This window comes from Burkholderia stagnalis, from assembly GCF_039848545.1.
Lineage (GTDB): Bacteria > Pseudomonadota > Gammaproteobacteria > Burkholderiales > Burkholderiaceae > Burkholderia > Burkholderia stagnalis.
Genome location: NZ_CP156687.1, coordinates 842385 through 862146 on the forward strand (window position 1 = coordinate 842385; position 19762 = coordinate 862146).

Below are 19762 nucleotides of genomic sequence, written 5' to 3' on the forward strand. Positions count from 1 at the left end.
TGCCGCATGTCGCCATCGACCCGGCAAAACGCCTATAATGATTGGGCAAATTGCCGAGGAGAGATCATGGCAACCATCGCTTTCCATCCGTCCGGCGTCGCGCATCCGCGCCAGGCCGAGTTCTCGATTCTCGAACAACTGCTGGCCACCCGCATCCGATCGGGCGCCGACCTGGCCGAGCTCGCGAGCGCGCGCGTCGACGTCGCGGTCATCGACCGGCTGTCCGAGCGCGGCCTCAAGTCCGACGAGCTTGCGTTCATCATTCCGCGCCGGACCTTGAGCCATCGCCGCCAGGCGCACGAGCGCCTGTCTCCCGAAGAATCCGACAAGGCGATCCGCCTTGCGCGGATCGTCGCGCAGGCCACCGCCACCTTCGGCGATCCGGACAAGGCAATGGCATGGCTGCGCAGCGGGCTCCAGCGCTTCGGCGGCCGCACCTCGCTCGACATGGCGAGCACCGAGCACGGCGCGCGGCTCGTCGAGGAAGCGCTCACGCAGATCGACGAGGGGTACTTCGCTTGACGATGCTGTGGCGGATCAGCAATTACGCCGACCTGCAAGGCATCGGCGGCTTGCGCGCCGGCGGGCGCTGGCACTTTGCCGGGCAACCGGTCGTGTATCTCGCCGAACATCCGGCGCTCGCGCTGCTCGAGACGCTCGTCCATCTGGAGATCGGTTCCGTCGCGCAGTTGCCGGACGGGTATCAGCTGCTGCGCGTGGACGTGCCCGATTCGGTCGCCGTGGCCGAGATTGCCGAGGACGACGCGCCGGACGATTGGCGCACGAACCCCGAGTGGACCCGCGGCGCGGGCACCGAATGGCTGCAGACGAAGCCGAGCGCGTTGCTGCGCGTGCCGAGCGCGGTCGTGCCGTATGCGCACAACTTCCTGCTGAACCCCCTTCATCCGGCTGCCGCCGAGATTCGCATCGCGGAGATCGTACGCGCGCCGTACGACCGCCGGATCCTGCATCTGCTCCAGCCGCCGAAGCCGCGCGGTTGATCCGCCGCGCGCGCCGCGCATCGTCCTCCGATCCACGTCGAATGCGCACATCCGCCAGCCGCGACTGAGGGAATGCCATATCCCGTTCGCCGCTTGCCGCGACCGGGTGCGGAACTAGAATGATTAGGTGCAGGTTCCGGGCTAGGAAAGGGATCGTATGCGTTGCGCACATTGCGGATTCGACAATCCCGCCGCGGCCCGCTTCTGCGAGACGTGCGGATCCCCGATGTCGCGCATCTGTCCGCGCTGCGGCCACGCGTCGGGCCCTTCCGCGAAGTTCTGCAGCGAATGCGGCGCGCCGCTCGCCGATGCGCCCTCCGGCACACCGCCGCCGCGTCCGAAGCCGGCCACCGAGCTTTCTCCCGCACCGATCCACTACACGCCGCAGCATCTGGCCGAACGCATCCTCGCCGAACAGGCGGCCATGGAAGCGCGCGGCGAAACCGCCGGCGAACGCAAGACCGTCACCGCGTTGTTCGCGGACATGGCGGGTTCCACCGCGTTGATCCACGACCTCGATCCGGAGGAAGCACATCGTCTGATCGACCCCGTCGTCGCGCTGATGATGGAGGCGGTCCACTACTACGAAGGCTACGTCGCGAAGTCGCTCGGCGACGGCATCCTCGCGCTGTTCGGCGCGCCGATCGCCCATGAAGACCATGCGCAGCGTGCGCTGTTCGCGGCATTGCGGATGCAGCAGGCGATGCGGCGGCACGGCGATCGCATCCGTCTGGAGAAAGGCATTCCGCTGCAGATTCGCGTCGGCGTGCACACAGGCGAAGTGGTCGTGCGCTCGATCCGCACCGACGACCTGCATACCGACTACGATCCGGTCGGCCACACGATCCACATTGCGTCTCGTATGGAAGGCATCGCGGCGCCGTCGTCGATTCTCGTCAGCGATTCGACGCACAAGCTCGCCGAAGGCTATTTCGAGTTCAAGGCGCTCGGCGCGACGCAGGTCAAGGGCATTCCGGACCCGCTGTCGGTGTACGAAGTGCTGGGCCTCGGCGCGTTGCGCACGCGGCTGCAGCTCGCCGCGCATCGCGGCCTCGCCCGCTTCGTCGGCCGCGACGCGGAACTGGAGCACCTGCACGGCGCGCTGGAACGGGCCGGCGCGGGCAGCGGGCAGCTCGTCGCGGTGGTCGGCGAGGCCGGGGTCGGGAAATCACGGCTGTTCCATGAATTCAAGGCGCGCACGCGGCACGGCTGCCTGGTGCTCGAAACCTTCTCCGTGTCGCACGGCAAGGCGTTCGCCTACCTGCCGCTGATCGAGCTGCTGAAGAACTACTTCCAGATCACTGCGCAGGACAACGAACGGCGTTGCCGCGAGAAGGTCATGGGCAAGGCGCTGACGCTCGAACGCGGCTTCGAGGCGCTCGTGCCTTACCTGCTGTACCTGCTCGGCATCGGCGAACGCGATTCGGTGCTGGCGGAGATGGATCCCGGAATCCGCCGCGAGCGGACCTTCGACGCGATCATCCAGCTGCTCGCGCGCGAGAGCCGCGACCAGCCGGTCGAACTGCTGTTCGAAGACCTGCAATGGCTCGATCGCGAGACGGAAGCGTTCCTCGCGTGCCTGATCGAACGCGTGCCGGCCACCCGGATTCTGCTGCTCGTGAACTACCGGCCCGAATATGCGCCGGTGTGGGGCAGCGCACCGCATTGCGTGCAGCTGCGGCTCGAACCGCTCGGGCCGGCCGAGGCGCAAGGCCTGCTCACCGCGCTGCTCGGCGACGATGCGTCGCTCGGCCCGCTCAAGCAGCGCATCCTCGAGAAGACCGAAGGCAATCCGTTCTTCATGGAGGAGGTCGTGCAGACGCTCGTCGAGGAGCATGCGCTGCTCGGCGAACCGGGCCGCTACCGGATCGAGCAGACGCCGGCCGCGCTGCATATCCCGACCACCGTGCAGGGCGTGCTGGCCGCGCGCATCGACCGGCTCGCGATCGACGAGAAGGAACTGCTACAGACGCTCGCGGTGATCGGCAAGGAGTTTCCGTACAGCCTCGTGCGGCACATCTGCGACGGGCAGGTCGCGCGGACGGACGACGACCTGCGCCGCCTGCTGGCGCGCCTCGAGGCCGCGGAATTCATCTACGAGCGGCCGGCCTTCCCGGAGGTCGAGTATTCGTTCAAGCACGCGCTGACGCAGGAAGTGGCCGGCTACTCGCTGCTCACGGAGCGGCGCAGCGCGCTGCACGAGCGCACCGCGCGGGCGATCGAGGCGCTGTTCCCGGCCCGCGTCGCGGACTACAGCAGCGAACTCGCGCACCACTACCGGCTGAGCGGCAACGTGCAGAAGGCGATCGAGTATCTGTACCGCACCGGGCAGCAGGCGCTGCAGCACTCCGCGCAACCGGACGCGATGCGCCATCTCGGCGCGGCGCTGGAGCTGCTCGAGCGCCTGCCCGATTCGCCCGAGCGCGCGCATCAGGAGCTGACGCTGCGGCTCGCGCTGGGGCCGGCGCTGATGGCCGTGCGCGGCTATGGCGCGCCGGAAGTCGAGGCGAACTACACGCGCGCGCTCGCGCTGTGCGACCGGATCGGCGAAACCACGCAGCGCTTCTCGGTGCTGATGGGGCTGCGGACCTACTACCACCTGCGCGCGGAATACGCGACCGCCGGCGAGATCGGCGAGCGGCTGCTGAGCATGGCGCGCGACGCGAACAAGCCGGCGCTGCTCGTGGAGGCGCATCTCGCGCTGTCGGCCAGCCTGTTCTTCCAGGGCGATCTCGATACCGCCCGGGCTCACCAGGAACGCGCGCTCGCGCTGCTCGAAGCGGAGCCGCGCCACGAGCCCGCGTTCGCCGCCGCGATCGATCCGGGCATCCGCGCGCTGAGCTTTCTCGCATGGAGCCTGTGGCACCAGGGCTACGCGGATCAGGGCAACCAGCGCTGCGACGCGGCGCTGGCGCGTGCGCGGCAGATCGCGCACGTCCCGACGCTGGCGCTGACGCTCGCGTATGGCGCGCAGTTCCATCAGCTCCGGCGCGAAGCCGACGTCACCCGCGGGCACGCCGAAGCGCTGATGACGCTCGCGACCGAACAGGGCCTGCCGTTCTGGTACGCGTGGGGCGCGATGCTGCGGGGCTGGGCAATGAGCGAGCAAGGCAGCGTGCCGGAAGGCATCGCGCAGTTGCGCGCGGGCGTGGACGGCTACCGCGCGACCGGCGCCGCGATGGCCTGCTCGTACTTCCTCGCGCTGCTCGCGGACAGCCACGGGCGTATCGGCGAGACGGCGGCGGCCATGGACGCGATCGACGAGGCGATGGCGTTGGCGGCGCGTTGCGGCGAGCACTGCTACGACGCGGAGCTGCATCGGCTCAAGGCGGTGCTGCTGCTCGGCGCGTCGGATCGCGACGGCGGCGACCCGGCGCGCGCCGAGGAGGCCGAGGGTTGCCTGCATCAGGCGATCGACGTGGCGCGCCGGCAGGGCGCCCGCGCGTTCGAGTTGCGCGCGGTGCTGGCCCTCGCGCGCCTGCGGCAGCACCAGGGCCGCACGGCCGACGCGCGGCGGATGCTGTCCGACGTGTACGCCGGGTTTGCGGAGGGGTTCGATACGGCGGACCTGCGGGAAGCCGCGGCGCTGCTCGACACGCTGGTGTCGACCGGCGGGTGAGCCGCCCGCATCGCATCGGCATCACGAGGAGAGGCGGAAGATGACCACGAAGAGCGCAAAGCGGCGGGGCAGCGACGAACCGAAGCCGATCGCGCTGGCGTTGCAGGGCGGCGGCATGCACGGCGCGTTCACCTGGGGCGTGCTGGACCGTCTGCTCGAAGACGGCAGGCTCGCGATCGAAGGCGTGAGCGCCACCAGCGCCGGCGCGATGAATGCCGCGGTGCTCGCGCACGGGCTGCGCCAAGGCGGCCACGCCGCCGCCCGCGAGGCGCTGCACGGCTTCTGGCACGCGGTCTCGGAGTCGGCCGAGCAATACAATCCGCTGCGCTGGACGCCCTGGCTGAAGGGCACGCACAGCTTCGGGCTCGATCACTCGCCGCTGTACGCATTCGCGGACATGGTGCTGCGCCTGTTCTCGCCGTACCAGTTCAATCCGCACAACCTGAATCCGCTGCGCGACGTGCTCGAACGGCACGTCGATTTCGACGCGCTGCGCAAGCATTGCCCGATCCGCCTCTACCTGTGCGCGACCAATGTCGAAACCGGCAAGATCCGTATTTTCTCGGGCGACGACGTGTGCGCCGACGCGGTGCTGGCGTCGGCCTGCGTGCCGACCCTGTTCCAGGCGATCACGATCGACGGCCAGCACTACTGGGACGGCGGCTACATGGGCAATCCGGCGATCTATCCGCTGATCTACCACTGCAAGACGCAGGACGTCGTGATCGTGCACATCAACCCGCTCGTGCGTCCGGGCGTGCCGACGACGGCCGCGGACATCCTGAACCGCATCAACGAGATCAGCTTCAATTCGTCGCTGATGCGCGAGATGCGCGCGATCGCGTTCGTCACCGAGCTGATCCAGCAAGGCAAGGTCGACCGGCTGGAGATGAAGGAAATGCTGATCCACTCGATTCGATCGGACGAGGCGATGTGCGCGCTCAGCGTATCCAGCAAGTACAACGCGGACTGGGCGTTCCTGTGCGGGCTGCGCGACAACGGGCGGCGCGAGGCCGACGTGTGGCTCGCGGAGAATTTCGGGAACATCGGCCAGCGCTCGAGCATCGACATCCGCAAGGAATTTTTCTGAGGGCCGCCGTCAGGGCGATGCCCGATGCCGCTTCGCCGCATTGGCACGCGCGTCGGGATGACGGAAAGGGGCGGAGATGAGCCACACGCAAACGCGCTTCATCGCACTGTGGTCACGCAGCGGCGGCCAGCACGCCGAAACCGTCTATGCGGACCTCGCGCGGCATTATGGCGAAGCGACGCGTCACTACCATACGCTGCGCCATATCCGCCGCTGCCTGCGCGACTTCGACTGGGCGCGCGGCGCGGTGCCCGACGCCGACGCGGTCGAGCTCGCGCTGTGGTGCCACGACGTGATCTACCGGCCCGGCGCGCGCGACAACGAGGAGCGCAGCGCCGACTGGTTCCGGCACTGGGCGGCGGGATGCATCGCGGCAGGCGAGCGCATCGGCGAGATGATCCTCGCGACCAAGCACCGCGGCGCGCCGGTCGAGCCGGCCGCGCGTTTCGCGGTCGACATCGATCTCGCGGTGCTGGGCGCCGCGCGCAGCCGGTTTCGCGACGACGGCGCGCGGCTGCGCGCCGAGCGCCCGGATCTCGACGATCGCGCATACGACCGCCATGTCCGCGCGATCCTCGGCGACCTGCTGGCGCGCCCGCGCATCTATCACACCGATCTGTTCCATGCGCGCTGCGAAGCGGGCGCGCGCCGCAACCTGTCGTGGCGGCTTGGCTTGCCGCCGGCCTGAGCCGGCCGCGCCTTATGCGCCGTATGCGCGGCGCGCCCATCGTGGTGCATCGCCGGTGCGACAAGCGTGCATCGGCGAGCCCGCGCGGTGCGCGATGCCGAAATGCGTGCATCGCCGCGCGGCAAAGCAGGCCCGATACTTGCGTCGTCTCGGTCGACCACACATCGACACACCACAACGAGAGAGACCCACGCATGGCCAATCCGCAAGCAATCGTCGACCTGACCCATCAAGTGAAGAAGCTCGCGACCGGCAAGATCGGCGATATCAACGACATCAACCGCGAGACCACCTTTCTCGCATTGAACGCGCTGATCGAGGCAGCCCGCGCGGGCGATGCAGGCAAGGGCTTCGCCGTCGTCGCGAACCAGGTGAAGCACGTGTCGAAGCGCATCGGCGACATCACCGACGGCCTCAACAAGGAGCTCGCGGGCGCGCTGACGCGCCTGACCGAGCTCGGCGACAGCATGATCGAACGGATGCGCTCGCACGAAGGGCAGCGCTGCGCCGATCTCGCGCTGAACATGATCGACATCGTCGATCGCAACCTCTACGAGCGCTCGTGCGACGTGCGCTGGTGGGCGACCGATTCGTCGGTCGTCGACTGCGTGACGCACGAGAGCGCGGCAACGCGCGCGCATGCATCGGAACGGCTGTCGGTGATCCTCGACAGCTATACGGTCTACAAGGACCTGTGGGTCGTGAATGCCGACGGCGTCGTGGTCGCGAGCGGGCGCGAGGCGACCTACCCCGTGCAGGGGCGCCATGTCGGCGACGCGCGCTGGTTCAAGGCCGCGATGAAGACTTCGTCCGGCGCGGACTACGCGGCGTCGGACATCGAGCGGCTGCCGTGGCTGAAGCAGGCGCAGGTCGCGACCTATTCGACGGCCATTCGCGACGGCGGCCAGGAGCACGGCCGCCCGCTCGGCGCGCTGGTCATCTTCTTCGACTGGGAGCCGCAGGCGGCGGCGGTCGTCAACGGCGTGCGGCTGAGCGACGACGAACGGGCGCGCACGCGCTGCATGATCGTCGACGCATCGTCGCGCGTGATCGCGAGTTCGGACGGCAAGGGCGTGCTCGACGAGCCGTTCCGCCTGCAGACCGACGGCAGGGCCGTGGGCTTCTACCGGATGCGCGACGGCGCGACCGTGTCGTTCGCGGCGACGCCCGGCTACGAGACGTACAAGGGGCTCGGCTGGTACGGCGTGATCTGCCAGCAGCCGCCGAAAGGCTAGGCGTCCGTCACGGCGGGCGGGGCGCCGACGCGACGCCCGCGTTCGACGCCGCCGGCCCGGTTACGAATAATGCTCGATGAACAGATCGGTGATGGCCTTGACCACGTCGTCGCCGATATGGAGCGCGGAATCGTCGTCGGTGCCGTAGTAAGGCCCGACGTGCCCGCCGAGCCAGCGCACGACTTCGAAGCTCGGCCAGTAGACGACGTCCGGGTGTTTCGTGACGAACTCGTGCGCGACGACGCGCAGCGTCGACTTCGAGATGCAGTCCGCCTGCATCGCCGACTTGAACTCGAACGTGGTTTTCAGCGGCACGGGGCTCACGGTGATCACGATCTTCACGTTCGGGTTCAGCGCGCGCATGTGCGACGTGATGTACTCGAGGTTGTCGAGGTTTTCCTGGACCGTGGTGGTGCGGAAGTCGTACATCTCCGCAAATGCGCGCGAGGCGAACGCCGAATTCGACGGCATCACGAATGCGCCCGACTGCCGGTCGAAGAAGGCCGGCGCCACGCCCAGCGTGTAGATGAACACGTTCGAGGCGGCCCAGCGCGCCTGCAGCCCGTCCGGCGTGATGTTCAGGGATGCGAACAGCTCGTCGAGCCGCTCGCGGGCCTGGCCTTCGCAGCGGCCCATCGCCCAGTCGACCATGCTCCGGTTCGCGAAGCTCGAATTGATGTGCTCGACCACCTCGAAGAAGTCGGCCTGATAGCCGCGCTCGATCATGCGCGTGGCGATTTCGCGCGCAAAGCACGAGCCGAGCGTGAAGAACCGGGTGTCCCGGCTGATGAAGCGCTGCTGCGGCAGGTCCTTGAGCAGGGTGGAGCGAATCGCGGCCTTGAGGTCGCCGCGCATCTCCTTCGTGGTCGGGTATTTCGCGCGCGCGATCGGCGCGCGTCGTGCGCCGGCCGCACGCACCTCGCGCGACAGCGCGAGATCGTTTCCGTTCGCGACGCGCGGATCGATCGACTGCGCCGTGTCGAGCAGCGCGGCGGCTTCTTCGAGGTTGTCGTCCGCGCGCAGTTGCGAAAGGTTCGCGTAATGCCCCGCATTGCCGGGGTCGATCCGGATCAGCCAGCGATACGCGAATTCCGCGTCCTCGGCCGGGCCGACGTAGGTGGCCGCCTGCGCCAGCATCTCGAGGCAGAGCTTGAGTTGCGGCCAGGGCGCCGCATCCGGCGTGTCCTGGACCAGGCTGAGCGCTTGCCGGGCGTGATCGCGCCGCACGGCCCAGCTCTTGTGGAAGCCGGGTGTCTGCAACGCCTGGAAGCAGCCCAGGAAGAAAATCGTGTCCGGATTGTTCGGGTTGCCGGCAGCGGACCGGCTCAGGAACCTGACCGAATTGTCGAGATCGCGCGCTTGCCCGTGGAGGATGCCGAGCAGCATGTTGGCTTCCCAGTCCGTCTCGTCGGGCTCGCGCGCCAGCAATGCGATCGTGTCCTGCACATTCCCGTTCGTCGACAGGGTTCGATGCGCGTGTTCCTTCCAGCTTGTAATGTCCATGGGGTCCGGGTTCGCGATGAGGGGCACACATTCTGCGGTCGTATTGACGGCAGCGCGCGCGGCAACTTTAGGGCGGCGCGCGCTGCCGAGACGCCGTGCGCGTATCGCTTCGCCGGCGTAAAGATATGAGGAATGCTTCGTTGGCGCGCGCGATCGCGGTCGTTACGATGATCCATCCCGTTCCGCGCCGCGTGTGCGATCTTCCGCCCGATGTCATCGCCGATCCTGACCGTCTCCCGCGTATCGAAGCGTTTCGATGCCACCGTTGCGCTGTCGGCCGTCGACCTGTCGATCCGCGCCGGCGAAGCCGTCGCGCTGATGGGGGCGAACGGCGCGGGCAAATCGACGCTCGTGAAGATCCTGAGCGGCGTATATCCGCCCGATGGCGGGACGCTGACGCTGCGCGGCGCGCCGTATCGGCCCGCGTCGCCGCGTGCGGCCAGGCAGCTCGGCGTCGCCACCGTGCATCAGGCGATCACGGATGCGGTCGTGCCGGCGCTGTCGATCGCCGACAACCTGCTGCTCGACCGGCTGTGCGATCCGGCGTCGCCGTGGCGCGCGCCGCTCGCGGCACGGCGTGACGCGGCGGCACCGCTTGCCGCGCGCGTCGGGCTCGACGTCGATCTGTCCGCACCGCTCGCGTCGCTGTCGCTCGCGGGGCAGCAGCGCGTCACGCTGGCGCGTGCGCTGGCCACGCATCCCGCGCTGCTGATTCTCGATGAACCGACCGCGAGCCTGTCCGCGCCGGAAGCGGAGCGGCTCTTTGCGCTGCTCGATGCGCTGCGCGCGGACGGCGTCGCGATCCTGCTGGTGTCGCACCGGCTCGGCGACCTGCGCCGCATCGCCGATCGCGTCGCGATCGTCCGCGACGGGCGGATCGTCGCCGATCTGCCGGCGCCGATCGATTTCGACGCCGCGGTCGATACGATGATCGGGCGGCCGCTGCGCAAGGACCGCACGCATCGCGCCGCGGACGCCGCGCCGCTCGACGCGTGCTTCAGCATGCGGGATTTTCGGCTGACCGCAGCCAGCACGCCGTTCGATCTCGACGTGCGGCGCGGCGAGATCGTCGCGCTCGCGGGCCCGGTGGGCGGCGGAAAATCGCGCGTCGCGCGCGCGATCTTCGGCGCGGCCCATGCGGCCGGCGGCGCGATGACGCTCGACGGGCGGCCATGGCGTCCGCGCTCGCCGGCCGACGCGATTCGCGCGGGCGTGTTCCTGGCCGGCGAGGATCGCTGGCGCACGTCGCTGTTTCCGGACCACGTCCCGTTCGCGTCGATCGCGGGCACGCTCAGCTTTCCGTTCCTGCCGCGCTGGTTCGCGCGCGGCGCGGTGCACCGGGCGCGGGAGCGCGCGGCGGCCCGCGCGGCGATCGCGCAGTTCGGCATTCGTTGCACCGGCCCGGACGCGCGCGTCTCGCATCTCTCCGGCGGCAACCAGCAGAAGGTGGTGCTCGCGCGCTGGCATGCGGAACCCGCACGGCTGCTGCTGCTCGACGAGCCGTTCCAGGGCGTCGACGCCGGTGCGCGCGCCGACATCGTCGATACGCTGCGGCGGCAGGCCCCCACACGCGCGACGCTGGTGTTCGTCAGCGATCTCGAAGAGGCGTTCGAGATCGCGGATCGCGTCGTGCGCTTCGATCGCGCGACGCTCGATCACGCATTCACCACCGATCCGGCATCAGTCCATCCTCGATGAAACCCGCTACCTCGTCATTCGGCCGCGACGCGGCCTCCGGCCCGCGCACGCACGCCGCATGGCACCGTGTGCGCGAGACGCTCGAACGCACCGGCATCCTGCTCGTCCTCGCACTCCTCGTCGCCGTGTTCGCGGCCCGGGAACCGGCGTTCCTGAACGTCGACAACCTGTTCAGCATCCTGCAGTCGGTATCGATCGTCGCGTTGCTCGGGATCGGCGTGACGATCACGCTGGCGGCCGGCGGCTTCGACCTGTCGGTCGGCAGCGTGGCCGCGTCGGCGCAGATGGCGGCCAGCTACGTGCTGGTGGTCTGGCACGGCAGCACGTTGGCGGCCGTGGCCGCGTGCATCGGGCTCGGCATCGCGGCCGGCCTGTTCAACGGCGTGCTGATCACGCGGCTGCGCGTGCCCGACCAGCTCGCGACGCTCGGCACGCTGTTCCTGCTGGCGGGCCTGCAACTGATCCCGACCGGCGGGCGCTCGCTCGCGACCGGCACGGTGCTGCCCGACGGCACGGACGCGACCGGCGTGTTCCCCGCCGCGTTCCTGGCGCTCGGCCGCATGCGCGTGTTCGACGTCGTGCCGCTGCCGGTGCTGATGCTCGCGGTGCTGACGGTACTCGCGTGCATCGTGATGGAGACGACGCGCTGGGGCCGCGTGATCCAGGCGATCGGCGGCAACGAGACGGCCGCGCGGCTCGCGGGTGCGCCGACGCTGCGCTACCGGATCGCGGCATACGTCGCGTCGGGCGCGATCGCGTCGCTGGGTGGCGTGCTGATCGCCGCGCGGGTCGGCCGCGGCGACGTCAGCGCCGGGCACTCGCTGCTGCTCGACGCGGTGGCCGCCGCGCTGGTGGGCTATGCGGTGTGGGGCGCGAAACGGCCCAACGTGTTCGGCACCGTGGTGGGCGCGGTGTTCGTCGGCGTGCTGCTCAACGGCCTGACGATGCTGAATGCGCCGTACTACATGCAGGATTTCATCAAGGGCGCGCTGCTGGTGCTCGCGCTGGCGTTCACGTTCGGCGTCGGGCGGCGCGCGGATGCGCGGGGCTGAAACGACGGCACCCGCAAGCGCGATGCTTGCCGCCTGCCGCGCCTGCCGCGCTTGCCGCGCTTGCCGCGCGATGGAATATCCATTGCCGAATCGCTCGGTTTGCACGTGCGAATCCCGCTGATAGATTGAGCGATCAGTCATTCAGGCGGAGACGCATATGGCAGAGATTGACGTGGCGCACCCGACGCACGCGCCGGACGCGAACCGGCAGGCGGTTCGCGTGATCGCCGACGACGCGCAGGCGATCGCGGTCGCGCATGAACTGGCGGGCCGCCTCGCGCAGGGCGCGGCCGAACGCGACCGCGAACGGCGCTTGCCGCACGACGAGATCGAATGGTTCTCGCAGTCGGGCCTGTGGGCGATCACGGTGCCGAAGGCCTACGGCGGCGCGGGCGTGTCGTTCGTCACGCTGGTCGAGGTGGTCAGGATCATCGCGGCGGCCGATCCGTCGCTCGGGCAATTGCCGCAGAATCACTTCGGCCTCGTCGACGTGATCGCGCTGACGGGAACCGAGGACCAGAAGCGTTACTTCTTCGCCGAGATCCTGAACGGCAAGCGCTTCGGCAACGGCTTCTCGGAGAAGGGCACGAAAAACGTGCTCGACCTGAAGACGCGCGTGCGGCGCGACGGCGATCACTACGTGGTCGACGGCACCAAGTTCTACTCGACCGGCGCGCTGTTCGCGCACTTCGTGCCGGTGCTCGGCCTCGACGATGCGCGCAAGGGCTGGCTCGCCTACATTCCGAAGGGCACGCCGGGGCTGACCGTGATCGACGACTGGTCGGGCTTCGGCCAGCGCACGACCGCGAGCGGCACGGTCGTGCTGGACAGCGTGCGCGTGCCGGCTTCGCATGTGTTCCCCGCGCATCGCGTGTCCGACGAGCCGACGCTCAACGGCCCGATCTCGCAGATCATCCAGGCCGCGATCGACGCCGGCATCGCGAAGGCCGCGCTCGACGATACGCTGACGTTCGTGCGCACGCGTTCGCGGCCGTGGATCGACAGCGGCGTCGAGCGCGCGCGCGACGATCCGCTGACGGTGCGCGAGATCGGTCATCTGCATATCCAGTTGCATGCCGCCGAAGCGCTGCTCGAGCGCGCCGCGCGCGTGCTCGACGAGGTTGCCCGGCAGGGCGCGATCACCGAGGACGACGTCGCGCGCGCATCCGTCGCGGTCGGCGAGGCGAAAGTGCTGACCACCGAGATCGCGCTGCTCGCGAGCGAGAAGCTGTTCGAACTTGCCGGCACGCAGGCGACGCTCGGCGAGCACAACCTCGACCGTCACTGGCGCAATGCGCGCACGCATACGCTGCACGATCCGGTGCGCTGGAAATACCACCTCGTCGGCAACTACTACCTGAACGGCGTGAAGCCGGCGCGTCATCCATGGAACTGAATTCATGAGCGCTCTCGCATCAACCCTCGCGCGCGGCACGCCGCATGCCGCGCGCATCGACAGCGACGAACAGGCGCTGAGCGTCGCGCGCGACATCGCGGGCACGTTCGCGCAGGAAGCATCGCTGCGCGATCGCGAACGCCGCCTGCCTTACGCCGAAATCGACGCGTATTCGGCGAGCGGCCTGTGGGGCATCACGGTGCCGCGCGAACATGGCGGCGCGCAGGTGTCGTTCGCGACGCTCGCGGAAGTCACCGCGATCGTGTCCGAGGCCGATCCGGCGCTCGGGCAGATCCCGCAGAACCACTTCTACATGCTCGACGTGCTGCGCGTAAACGGCACGCGCGAGCAGCAGGCGTTCTATTTCGGGCGCGCGCTGGCGGGCGACCGGTTCGGCAATGCGCTGTCGGAGCGCGGCACGAAAACCGTGCGCGACTATCGCACCACGCTGACGCCGGACGGCGACGGCTTCCGCATCAACGGCACCAAGTTCTATTCGACCGGCGCGCTGTTCGCGCAATGGATTCCGGTGGTCGCGAAAGCGGCCGACGATACGCTGCACGTCGCGTTCGCGGACGCGCGCACGCCGGGCCTGACGGTGGTCGACGACTGGTCGGGCTTCGGGCAGCGGACCACCGGCAGCGGCACGACGACGCTCGACAACGTGTACGTCGAGGCGTCGGCGGTCGTGCCGTACAGCGCGGCATTCGATGCGCGGCCGACCACCGTCGGCCCGCTCGGCCAGCTCATCCACGCGGCGGTCGATCTCGGCATCGCGCGGGCGGCGTTCGCCGATGCGCGGCGCTTCGTGCGCGAGCGTTCGCGGCCGTGGGTCGACAGCGGCGTCGAGCGCGCGGGCGACGATCCGCTCACGCTCGAACTGTTCGGCAAGCTCGCGCTGCAGCTCGAAGCGGCGAGCGCACTGGTCGAGCGCGCCGGCCGTCGCGTGGACGCCGCGGCCGACGCGTCGAACGAAGCGACCGTCGCCGCCGCCTCGATCGCGGTCGCGCAGGCGCGGGCCGCGACGACGGAGATCGCGCTGCAGGCGTCGACGCGCCTGCTCGAACTCGCCGGCACGCAGGCGGTGCTCGCCGAGCACAACCTCGATCGCCACTGGCGCAATGCGCGCACGCACACGCTGCACGATCCGGTGCGCTGGAAATACATCGCGATCGGCAACTACTCCCTGAACGACGTGCTGCCGCCGCGCCACGGCGCGCTCTGAATCGATCAACGGAGCCGATCATGGCAAGACAGATTCGCCTCAACGCATTCGACATGAACTGCGTCGGGCACCAGTCGCCGGGCTTGTGGGCGCATCCGCGCGACACGTCATGGCGCTACAAGCATCTCGACTACTGGACGGACCTCGCGAAGCTGCTCGAACGCGGCAAGTTCGACGGCCTGTTCATCGCGGACGTGCTGGGCACCTACGACGTGTACCGCGGCAACGCGGAAGCGGCGATCCGGCAGGCCGCGCAGGTGCCCGTCAACGACCCGATCCTGCTCGTGTCGGCGATGGCGAACGTGACCGAGCATCTCGGCTTCGGCGTCACGTGCTCGCTGTCGTACGAGCATCCGTATCCGTTCGCGCGGCGCATGTCGACACTCGATCACCTGACGAACGGCCGCGTCGGCTGGAACATCGTCACGTCGTACCTCGACAGCGCCGCGCGCAACGTCGGCCTGCCGGCGCAGGCGAACCACGACGAGCGCTATGCGCTCGCGGACGAATACCTCGAGGTCTGCTACAAGCTGTGGGAGGCGTCGTGGGAAGACGACGCCGTCGTGCGCGACGCCGCGCGGCGCGTGTTCACCGAGCCGTCGAAGGTGCATCCGATCGGCCATCGCGGCACGTACTTCGACGTGCCGGGCATCCACCTGTGCGAGCCGTCCCCGCAGCGCACGCCGGTGCTGTACCAGGCCGGCGCATCGAAGCGCGGCAAGGATTTCGCCGCGCAGCACGCGGAGTGCATCTTCATCGCCGCGCCGTCGCGCACGATCCTGAAGAATTTCGTCGCCGACACATCCGGGCGCGCGTGAAGGCGTTCGGCCGCGATCCGCACGACGTGCTGATCTTCAACCTGCATACCGTGATCACCGGGAAAACGTCGGCGGACGCGCACGCGAAGCACGCGGACTACCGCCGCTACGCGAGCGACGAGGGCGCGCTGACGCTGATGTCGGGCTGGACGGGGATCGACCTGTCCCGCTACGACCTCGACGAACCGCTGCGCCATGTCGAGAGCAACGCGGTGCAATCGGCGGTGGAGGCGCTGTCGAGCGCCGATCCGACCCGCGTGTGGACGGTGCGCGAGATCGCGAAGTGGGGCGGCATTGGCGGGCTCGGGCCGCTGTCGGTGGGCAGTCCGCAGGAGATCGCCGACGAGCTGCAATCGTGGGTGGACGAGACGGACGTCGACGGCTTCAACCTCGCGTACGCGCTGACGCACGAGACCTTTGCCGATTTCGTCGAGCTCGTCGTGCCCGAGCTGCAGCGGCGCGGCGTGTACAAGACCGACTATGCGGACGGCACGCTGCGCGAGAAGCTGCATGGCCGCGGCGCGCGGCTTGCCGATCCGCATCCGGGCGCGCGCTATCGCGCGGGCGCCGGCGTGCCGGCGGCGTGAGACCGTTTGCTGATTTCCCTGTTGCCTGACCGGCTGGAGAGCATTCATGAGATCGTGGTTTCGTCGCAAATCCTGGATCGGCCGCATCGGCGGCGTGCTTGCGCTGGCGTCGGCCGCTGCGCTGGCCGCGCCCGGCGCGCACGCGGGCCCGCTCAAGGGCGCGCCCGCGCCGTTCGACAAGGGCGGCGTGCGGATCGCGCTGGTCAATTACCTGTCGACCGGGGATTTCTTCCAGGCGTACGAAGCCGGCGCGCAGAAGCAGGCCAAGGCGCTCGGCATCGACCTGCGCGTCTACGAAGGCCGCCAGGATGCGGCCGAGCAGCGCGAGCAGATCCAGCAGGCGATCAGCCTCGGCGTGGCCGCGATCATCGTCAACCACGGGCTGCCGGAATCGCTGAAGGACGTCGTCCAGCGCGCGCTCGACAAAGGCATCAAGGTCGTCGCGTTCGACGTCGACCTCGGCCATCCGAAAGTCCCGCAGATCGAGCAGAGCGACCGCGACCTCGCGGCGTTGCTGCTCGACCAGGCGGTGAAGGACAACGGCGACGCGTTCGCGGCCGGCTACGTGTACGTCGCCGGCTTCGCGCCGCTCGACCGGCGCGATGCGGTGTGGCGCGACTTCAAGCGCGCGCATCCGAAGGTCGTGGAAAAGGCGCGCTGGGGCACCGTCGACAACCCGATCGCGCAGTCGGTCGCGAACCAGGCGGCCGCCGCGTACCGCGCGCATCCCGACATTCGCGTGGTGTTCGCGCCGTACGACGAATTCGCGCGCGGCGCAAAGCTCGCGGCGGACGAGGCGAAGCTGTCGTCGAAGCTGCGCATCTACAGCGCGGACATCTCGACCGCCGACATCGGTGCGATCCGCGCGCCGAACAGCGCGTGGGTGGCGACGGCGGCGACGAATCCCGCGGTCGTCGGCGCGGTTTCCGTGCGGGCCGCCGCGTTGCTGGTGGCCGGGCAGGACCCCGGGCGCCGGATCGTGGTCAAGCCGGTGCTCGTCACGCGCGACGATCTCGTGAAGCACGACATCCGCACGATTGCCGAACTCGGCGCGAAATTCCCGGCGTTCCGCGCGAGCGACGCGGCGACGGCGGCGTGGATCCCGGCTGCGGATTGAGCGTTCTCGGGCGCGCAAGCGCGGGGCGCTGCGCGTGCGCGGCTGCCCGGACGGAGTGACTGTCCGCATCCGCATCCGCATCCGCACCTGCATCCGCATCCGCATCCGCATCCGCACCCGCACCCGCACCCGCACCCGCACCCGCACCCGCACCCGCACCCGCACCCGCACCCGCACCCGCACCCGCACCCGCACCCGCACCCGCACCCGCACCCGCACCCGCACCCGCACCCGCACCCGCACCCGCATCCGCATCCGCGCCGGCTCAGCGGCGCGGCGGCGTTGCGCGCGATCCCGCGCAGGGCATGCCGTGCGGCGCCGAGCACGATGCTCGCCGACCGCCACGCACGGCTCCCGTTCCCGCAACGCCCCTGCCGTCCGCGCCCGCACCGTGCTTAAATGGCGGGGCCGCCCGCAGCCGGGCCGGCAGCAGGCCGCCGGTTGCCGGGCGCGAACGCGTCCGATCGACATCGTGACGACCCATCCACGAAAAAACGCCGCCCGGCCTGCCGGCGCGGCTCGATAACATTCCGAGATCTCACGAACATGACCTTCCTGTTCCGTCTGCTCGCGCTCGTCTGCGCGCTCTGGCTTGCCGCCTGCAGTTCATCGCTTCCGCCGTCCGCCGCATCCGCCGCGCCGTCTTCCGCCGCGCCGTCCCCGCAACCCGAGGAGCGCCGCGGGCTCGGCACCGCGTGGGGCGAGGCGGTGCGTTCCGAGACCCGCCGCGTCGATTTCGAGCGCGCGAACCCGGCGACGCCGACCGACGTGACGTCGGTCTATTACAACGACGCACTGCCGGGGCGTCCGGCCGCCGCGAAAGTGCGCGCGCTGCCCACCCGCGTCGCGCTCGCGAACGGCGACGTCGCGCTGTCGTTCATCGACGAGCGCGGCGCGCCGCTGCGTCTCGCCCGCCAGGACGGCCGCTGGCACATGGCCGGCGTCGACGGCGCGCGCTACCGGATCGTGCTGCGCAACCAGGGCCGCCGCGCGTTCGAGGTCGTGTCGACGGTCGACGGGCTCGACGTGCTGACCGGCCGCCCCGGCAGCTACACGAACGGCGGCTACGTGCTCGATCCGGGCCGCACGCTGACGATCGACGGGTTCCGCAAGAGCCAGGACGAAGTCGCGGCGTTCCGCTTCGCGGCGGTGCCCGACAGCTATGTCGCGAACTCGATCCACGGCGACACCGCGAACGTCGGCGTGATCGGCGTCGCGCTGTTCGCGCAGAAGGCACCGGACGAGGATGCGCTGCGGCGCAACGCGAACCCGTTCCCGGGCAACGACAACCGCTTTGCGCCGCCGCCCGTGCCGCGCGGGGAGTGACCGGCGCAGCCCGGTGCGCGCGTTCGGGCGCGCGCAATCCGGGGCGTCCGGCGAAATGACCACTACAATCTGCCGATTCCTGCGATGTCGCGACGGGCGCACCGGCCCGCGGCATCGCCTGCTTCAAACCCGATACGTACCCGAGGAATCGTCGTGAAGTTCATCCACGCGGCAGACATACACCTGGACAGCCCGCTGCACGGCCTGAGCGCCTATCCCGACGCGCCGGCCGCGCAGCTGCGCAACGCGTCGCGCGACGCGCTGCGGCAGCTCGTCGACCGCGCGATCGAGGAGGAGGTGGCGTTTCTCGTGATCGCCGGCGATCTGTACGACGGCGACTGGAAGGACCACAACACCGGCATCTTCTTCGGCCAGCAGATGGGGCGGCTGCGCAAGGCGGGCATCCGCGCGTTCGTGCTGTGGGGCAACCACGACGCCGAGAGCGAGATGACGAAGAAGCTGACGCTGCCCGACAACGTCACGGTGTTCAGCCATCGCAAGCCGGAGGTGCACCTGCTGCCGGAATTCAACGTCGCGCTGCACGGGCAGAGCTTCAAGGACAAGGCGGTCGTCGAGAACCTGGCGATCGGCTATCCGGCGCCGGTGGCCGGCCACTACAACATCGGCGTGCTGCACACCGCACTGGAGGGCAATACGGCCCACGCGAACTACGCGCCGTGCACGCTGGCGGAGCTGCATGCGAAGGGCTACGACTACTGGGCGCTCGGTCACGTGCACGAATTCCAGCAGTGGTCGGGGCCGTCCACCGTCGTGTTCCCGGGGAACCTGCAGGGCAGGCACATCCGCGAGACGGGCCGCCGCGGCGCGGTGCTCGTCACGGTCGAGAACGGGCATACGCAGGTCGAGCGCCTGTTTCTCGACGTGCTCCGTTGGGAGGCGGTGTCGGTCGATGCGTCGGATTGCGCGTCGATCGCCGACCTGTCGCGCAAGATCGGCCAGTCGCTCGAGGCGCTGCTGGCGGTCGACGGCCACGTGCCGCGCGCGGTGCGCGTGACGGTGACGGGGCAAACGCCCGCGCACGGGCTGTTCTTCGGGCGGGCCCCGCAGTTGCGCGCGGAAGTGCTGAACCAGATCGGCATCATCGGCAACGAGCGGCTGTGGCTCGAGAAGGTCAAGCTCGCGACGTCCGCGGCGCACGAGCCGCATGGCGAGCGCGAGCAGCTGGAAGCGCTCGAGGATCTGAAGCAGATCCTGGCGGACGCTGCGCACGACCCGGATTTCCTCGCGCTGCTCGAACGCGACCTGCGGCCGTTCGTCGGCAAGGTGCGCAGCGAGGTGAAGGAGGACGCGCCGCTGCTCGGGCTCGCCCGCGCCGGCGAACTGACGGGGCTGGTGCAGCAGGTCGGGCCCGCGCTGCTCGCGCGCCTGTCGCGGGGGGAATGAGCG

At 69.5% G+C, this 19762-nt stretch carries 14 protein-coding genes and 1 pseudogene; 14 read left to right on the forward strand and 1 reads right to left on the reverse strand.

Annotated features, from left to right (window positions below; genetic code table 11):
- Positions 1 to 66: 66 nt before the first annotated feature.
- From parS to ABFO07_RS34555, 6 genes are all read left to right on the forward strand, one after another.
- Entirely contained in the window at positions 67 to 522 is a 456-nt protein-coding gene (parS, locus tag ABFO07_RS34530) for a type II RES/Xre toxin-antitoxin system antitoxin (protein WP_059558116.1), read from the forward strand.
- Complete coding sequence (locus ABFO07_RS34535) at positions 519 to 1001, forward strand: RES family NAD+ phosphorylase (RefSeq protein ID WP_059558117.1); 483 nt, start codon at positions 519 to 521, stop codon at positions 999 to 1001. The genes parS and ABFO07_RS34535 overlap by 4 nt, the downstream gene beginning before the upstream one ends.
- Positions 1002 to 1158: 157 nt before the next feature.
- A complete protein-coding gene (locus tag ABFO07_RS34540; protein ID WP_347469829.1) occupies positions 1159 to 4620 on the forward strand; it encodes an adenylate/guanylate cyclase domain-containing protein in 3462 nt (1153 codons plus the stop codon).
- Positions 4621 to 4660: 40 nt separating this feature from the next.
- Positions 4661 to 5710 carry a patatin-like phospholipase family protein gene (locus tag ABFO07_RS34545; RefSeq protein ID WP_059558122.1) on the forward strand — a complete coding sequence of 350 codons (1050 nt, stop codon included), beginning with the start codon at positions 4661 to 4663 and terminating at the stop codon, positions 5708 to 5710.
- A 76-nt stretch (positions 5711 to 5786) separates the two neighbouring features.
- Positions 5787 to 6398: an HD domain-containing protein gene (locus ABFO07_RS34550; RefSeq protein WP_059803844.1), complete on the forward strand. Its 612-nt coding sequence runs from the start codon at positions 5787 to 5789 to the stop codon at positions 6396 to 6398.
- Positions 6399 to 6592: 194 nt separating this feature from the next.
- Positions 6593 to 7633, forward strand: a complete 1041-nt coding sequence (locus ABFO07_RS34555) for a methyl-accepting chemotaxis protein (RefSeq protein ID WP_060148510.1) — start codon at positions 6593 to 6595, stop codon at positions 7631 to 7633.
- Between the two features lie 60 nt (positions 7634 to 7693).
- Here ABFO07_RS34555 and ABFO07_RS34560 read toward each other — a convergent pair whose 3' ends face one another.
- Positions 7694 to 9136, reverse strand: a complete 1443-nt coding sequence (locus ABFO07_RS34560) for a GSCFA domain-containing protein (protein ID WP_347469830.1) — start codon at positions 9134 to 9136, stop codon at positions 7694 to 7696.
- A 210-nt stretch (positions 9137 to 9346) separates the two neighbouring features.
- Between ABFO07_RS34560 and ABFO07_RS34565 the strand changes: the two genes are divergently transcribed.
- The 8 genes and pseudogenes from ABFO07_RS34565 (at position 9347) to ABFO07_RS34600 (ending at position 19759) form a co-directional block, all read left to right on the forward strand.
- Positions 9347 to 10834, forward strand: a complete 1488-nt coding sequence (locus ABFO07_RS34565; RefSeq protein WP_347469832.1) for a sugar ABC transporter ATP-binding protein — start codon at positions 9347 to 9349, stop codon at positions 10832 to 10834.
- A complete protein-coding gene (locus ABFO07_RS34570; RefSeq protein WP_060270207.1) occupies positions 10831 to 11886 on the forward strand; it encodes an ABC transporter permease in 1056 nt (351 codons plus the stop codon). Before ABFO07_RS34565 ends, ABFO07_RS34570 begins: the two co-directional genes overlap by 4 nt.
- A 157-nt stretch (positions 11887 to 12043) precedes the next feature.
- A complete protein-coding gene (locus ABFO07_RS34575) occupies positions 12044 to 13282 on the forward strand; it encodes an SfnB family sulfur acquisition oxidoreductase (protein WP_347469834.1) in 1239 nt (412 codons plus the stop codon).
- 4 nt (positions 13283 to 13286) lie between these two features.
- Complete coding sequence (locus ABFO07_RS34580; RefSeq protein WP_347469835.1) at positions 13287 to 14507, forward strand: SfnB family sulfur acquisition oxidoreductase; 1221 nt, start codon at positions 13287 to 13289, stop codon at positions 14505 to 14507.
- A 20-nt stretch (positions 14508 to 14527) separates the two neighbouring features.
- Positions 14528 to 15912: pseudogene (locus ABFO07_RS34585) on the forward strand (LLM class flavin-dependent oxidoreductase).
- Positions 15913 to 15958: 46 nt separating this feature from the next.
- Positions 15959 to 17029: a substrate-binding domain-containing protein gene (locus tag ABFO07_RS34590; RefSeq protein WP_347469836.1), complete on the forward strand. Its 1071-nt coding sequence runs from the start codon at positions 15959 to 15961 to the stop codon at positions 17027 to 17029.
- Positions 17030 to 17575: 546 nt separating this feature from the next.
- Complete coding sequence (locus ABFO07_RS34595) at positions 17576 to 18355, forward strand: hypothetical protein (RefSeq protein ID WP_059803863.1); 780 nt, start codon at positions 17576 to 17578, stop codon at positions 18353 to 18355.
- Between the two features lie 153 nt (positions 18356 to 18508).
- On the forward strand, positions 18509 to 19759 hold the full coding sequence (locus ABFO07_RS34600) for a metallophosphoesterase family protein (protein WP_059558143.1): 1251 nt from the start codon (positions 18509 to 18511) through the stop codon (positions 19757 to 19759).
- Positions 19760 to 19762 lie beyond the last annotated feature (3 nt).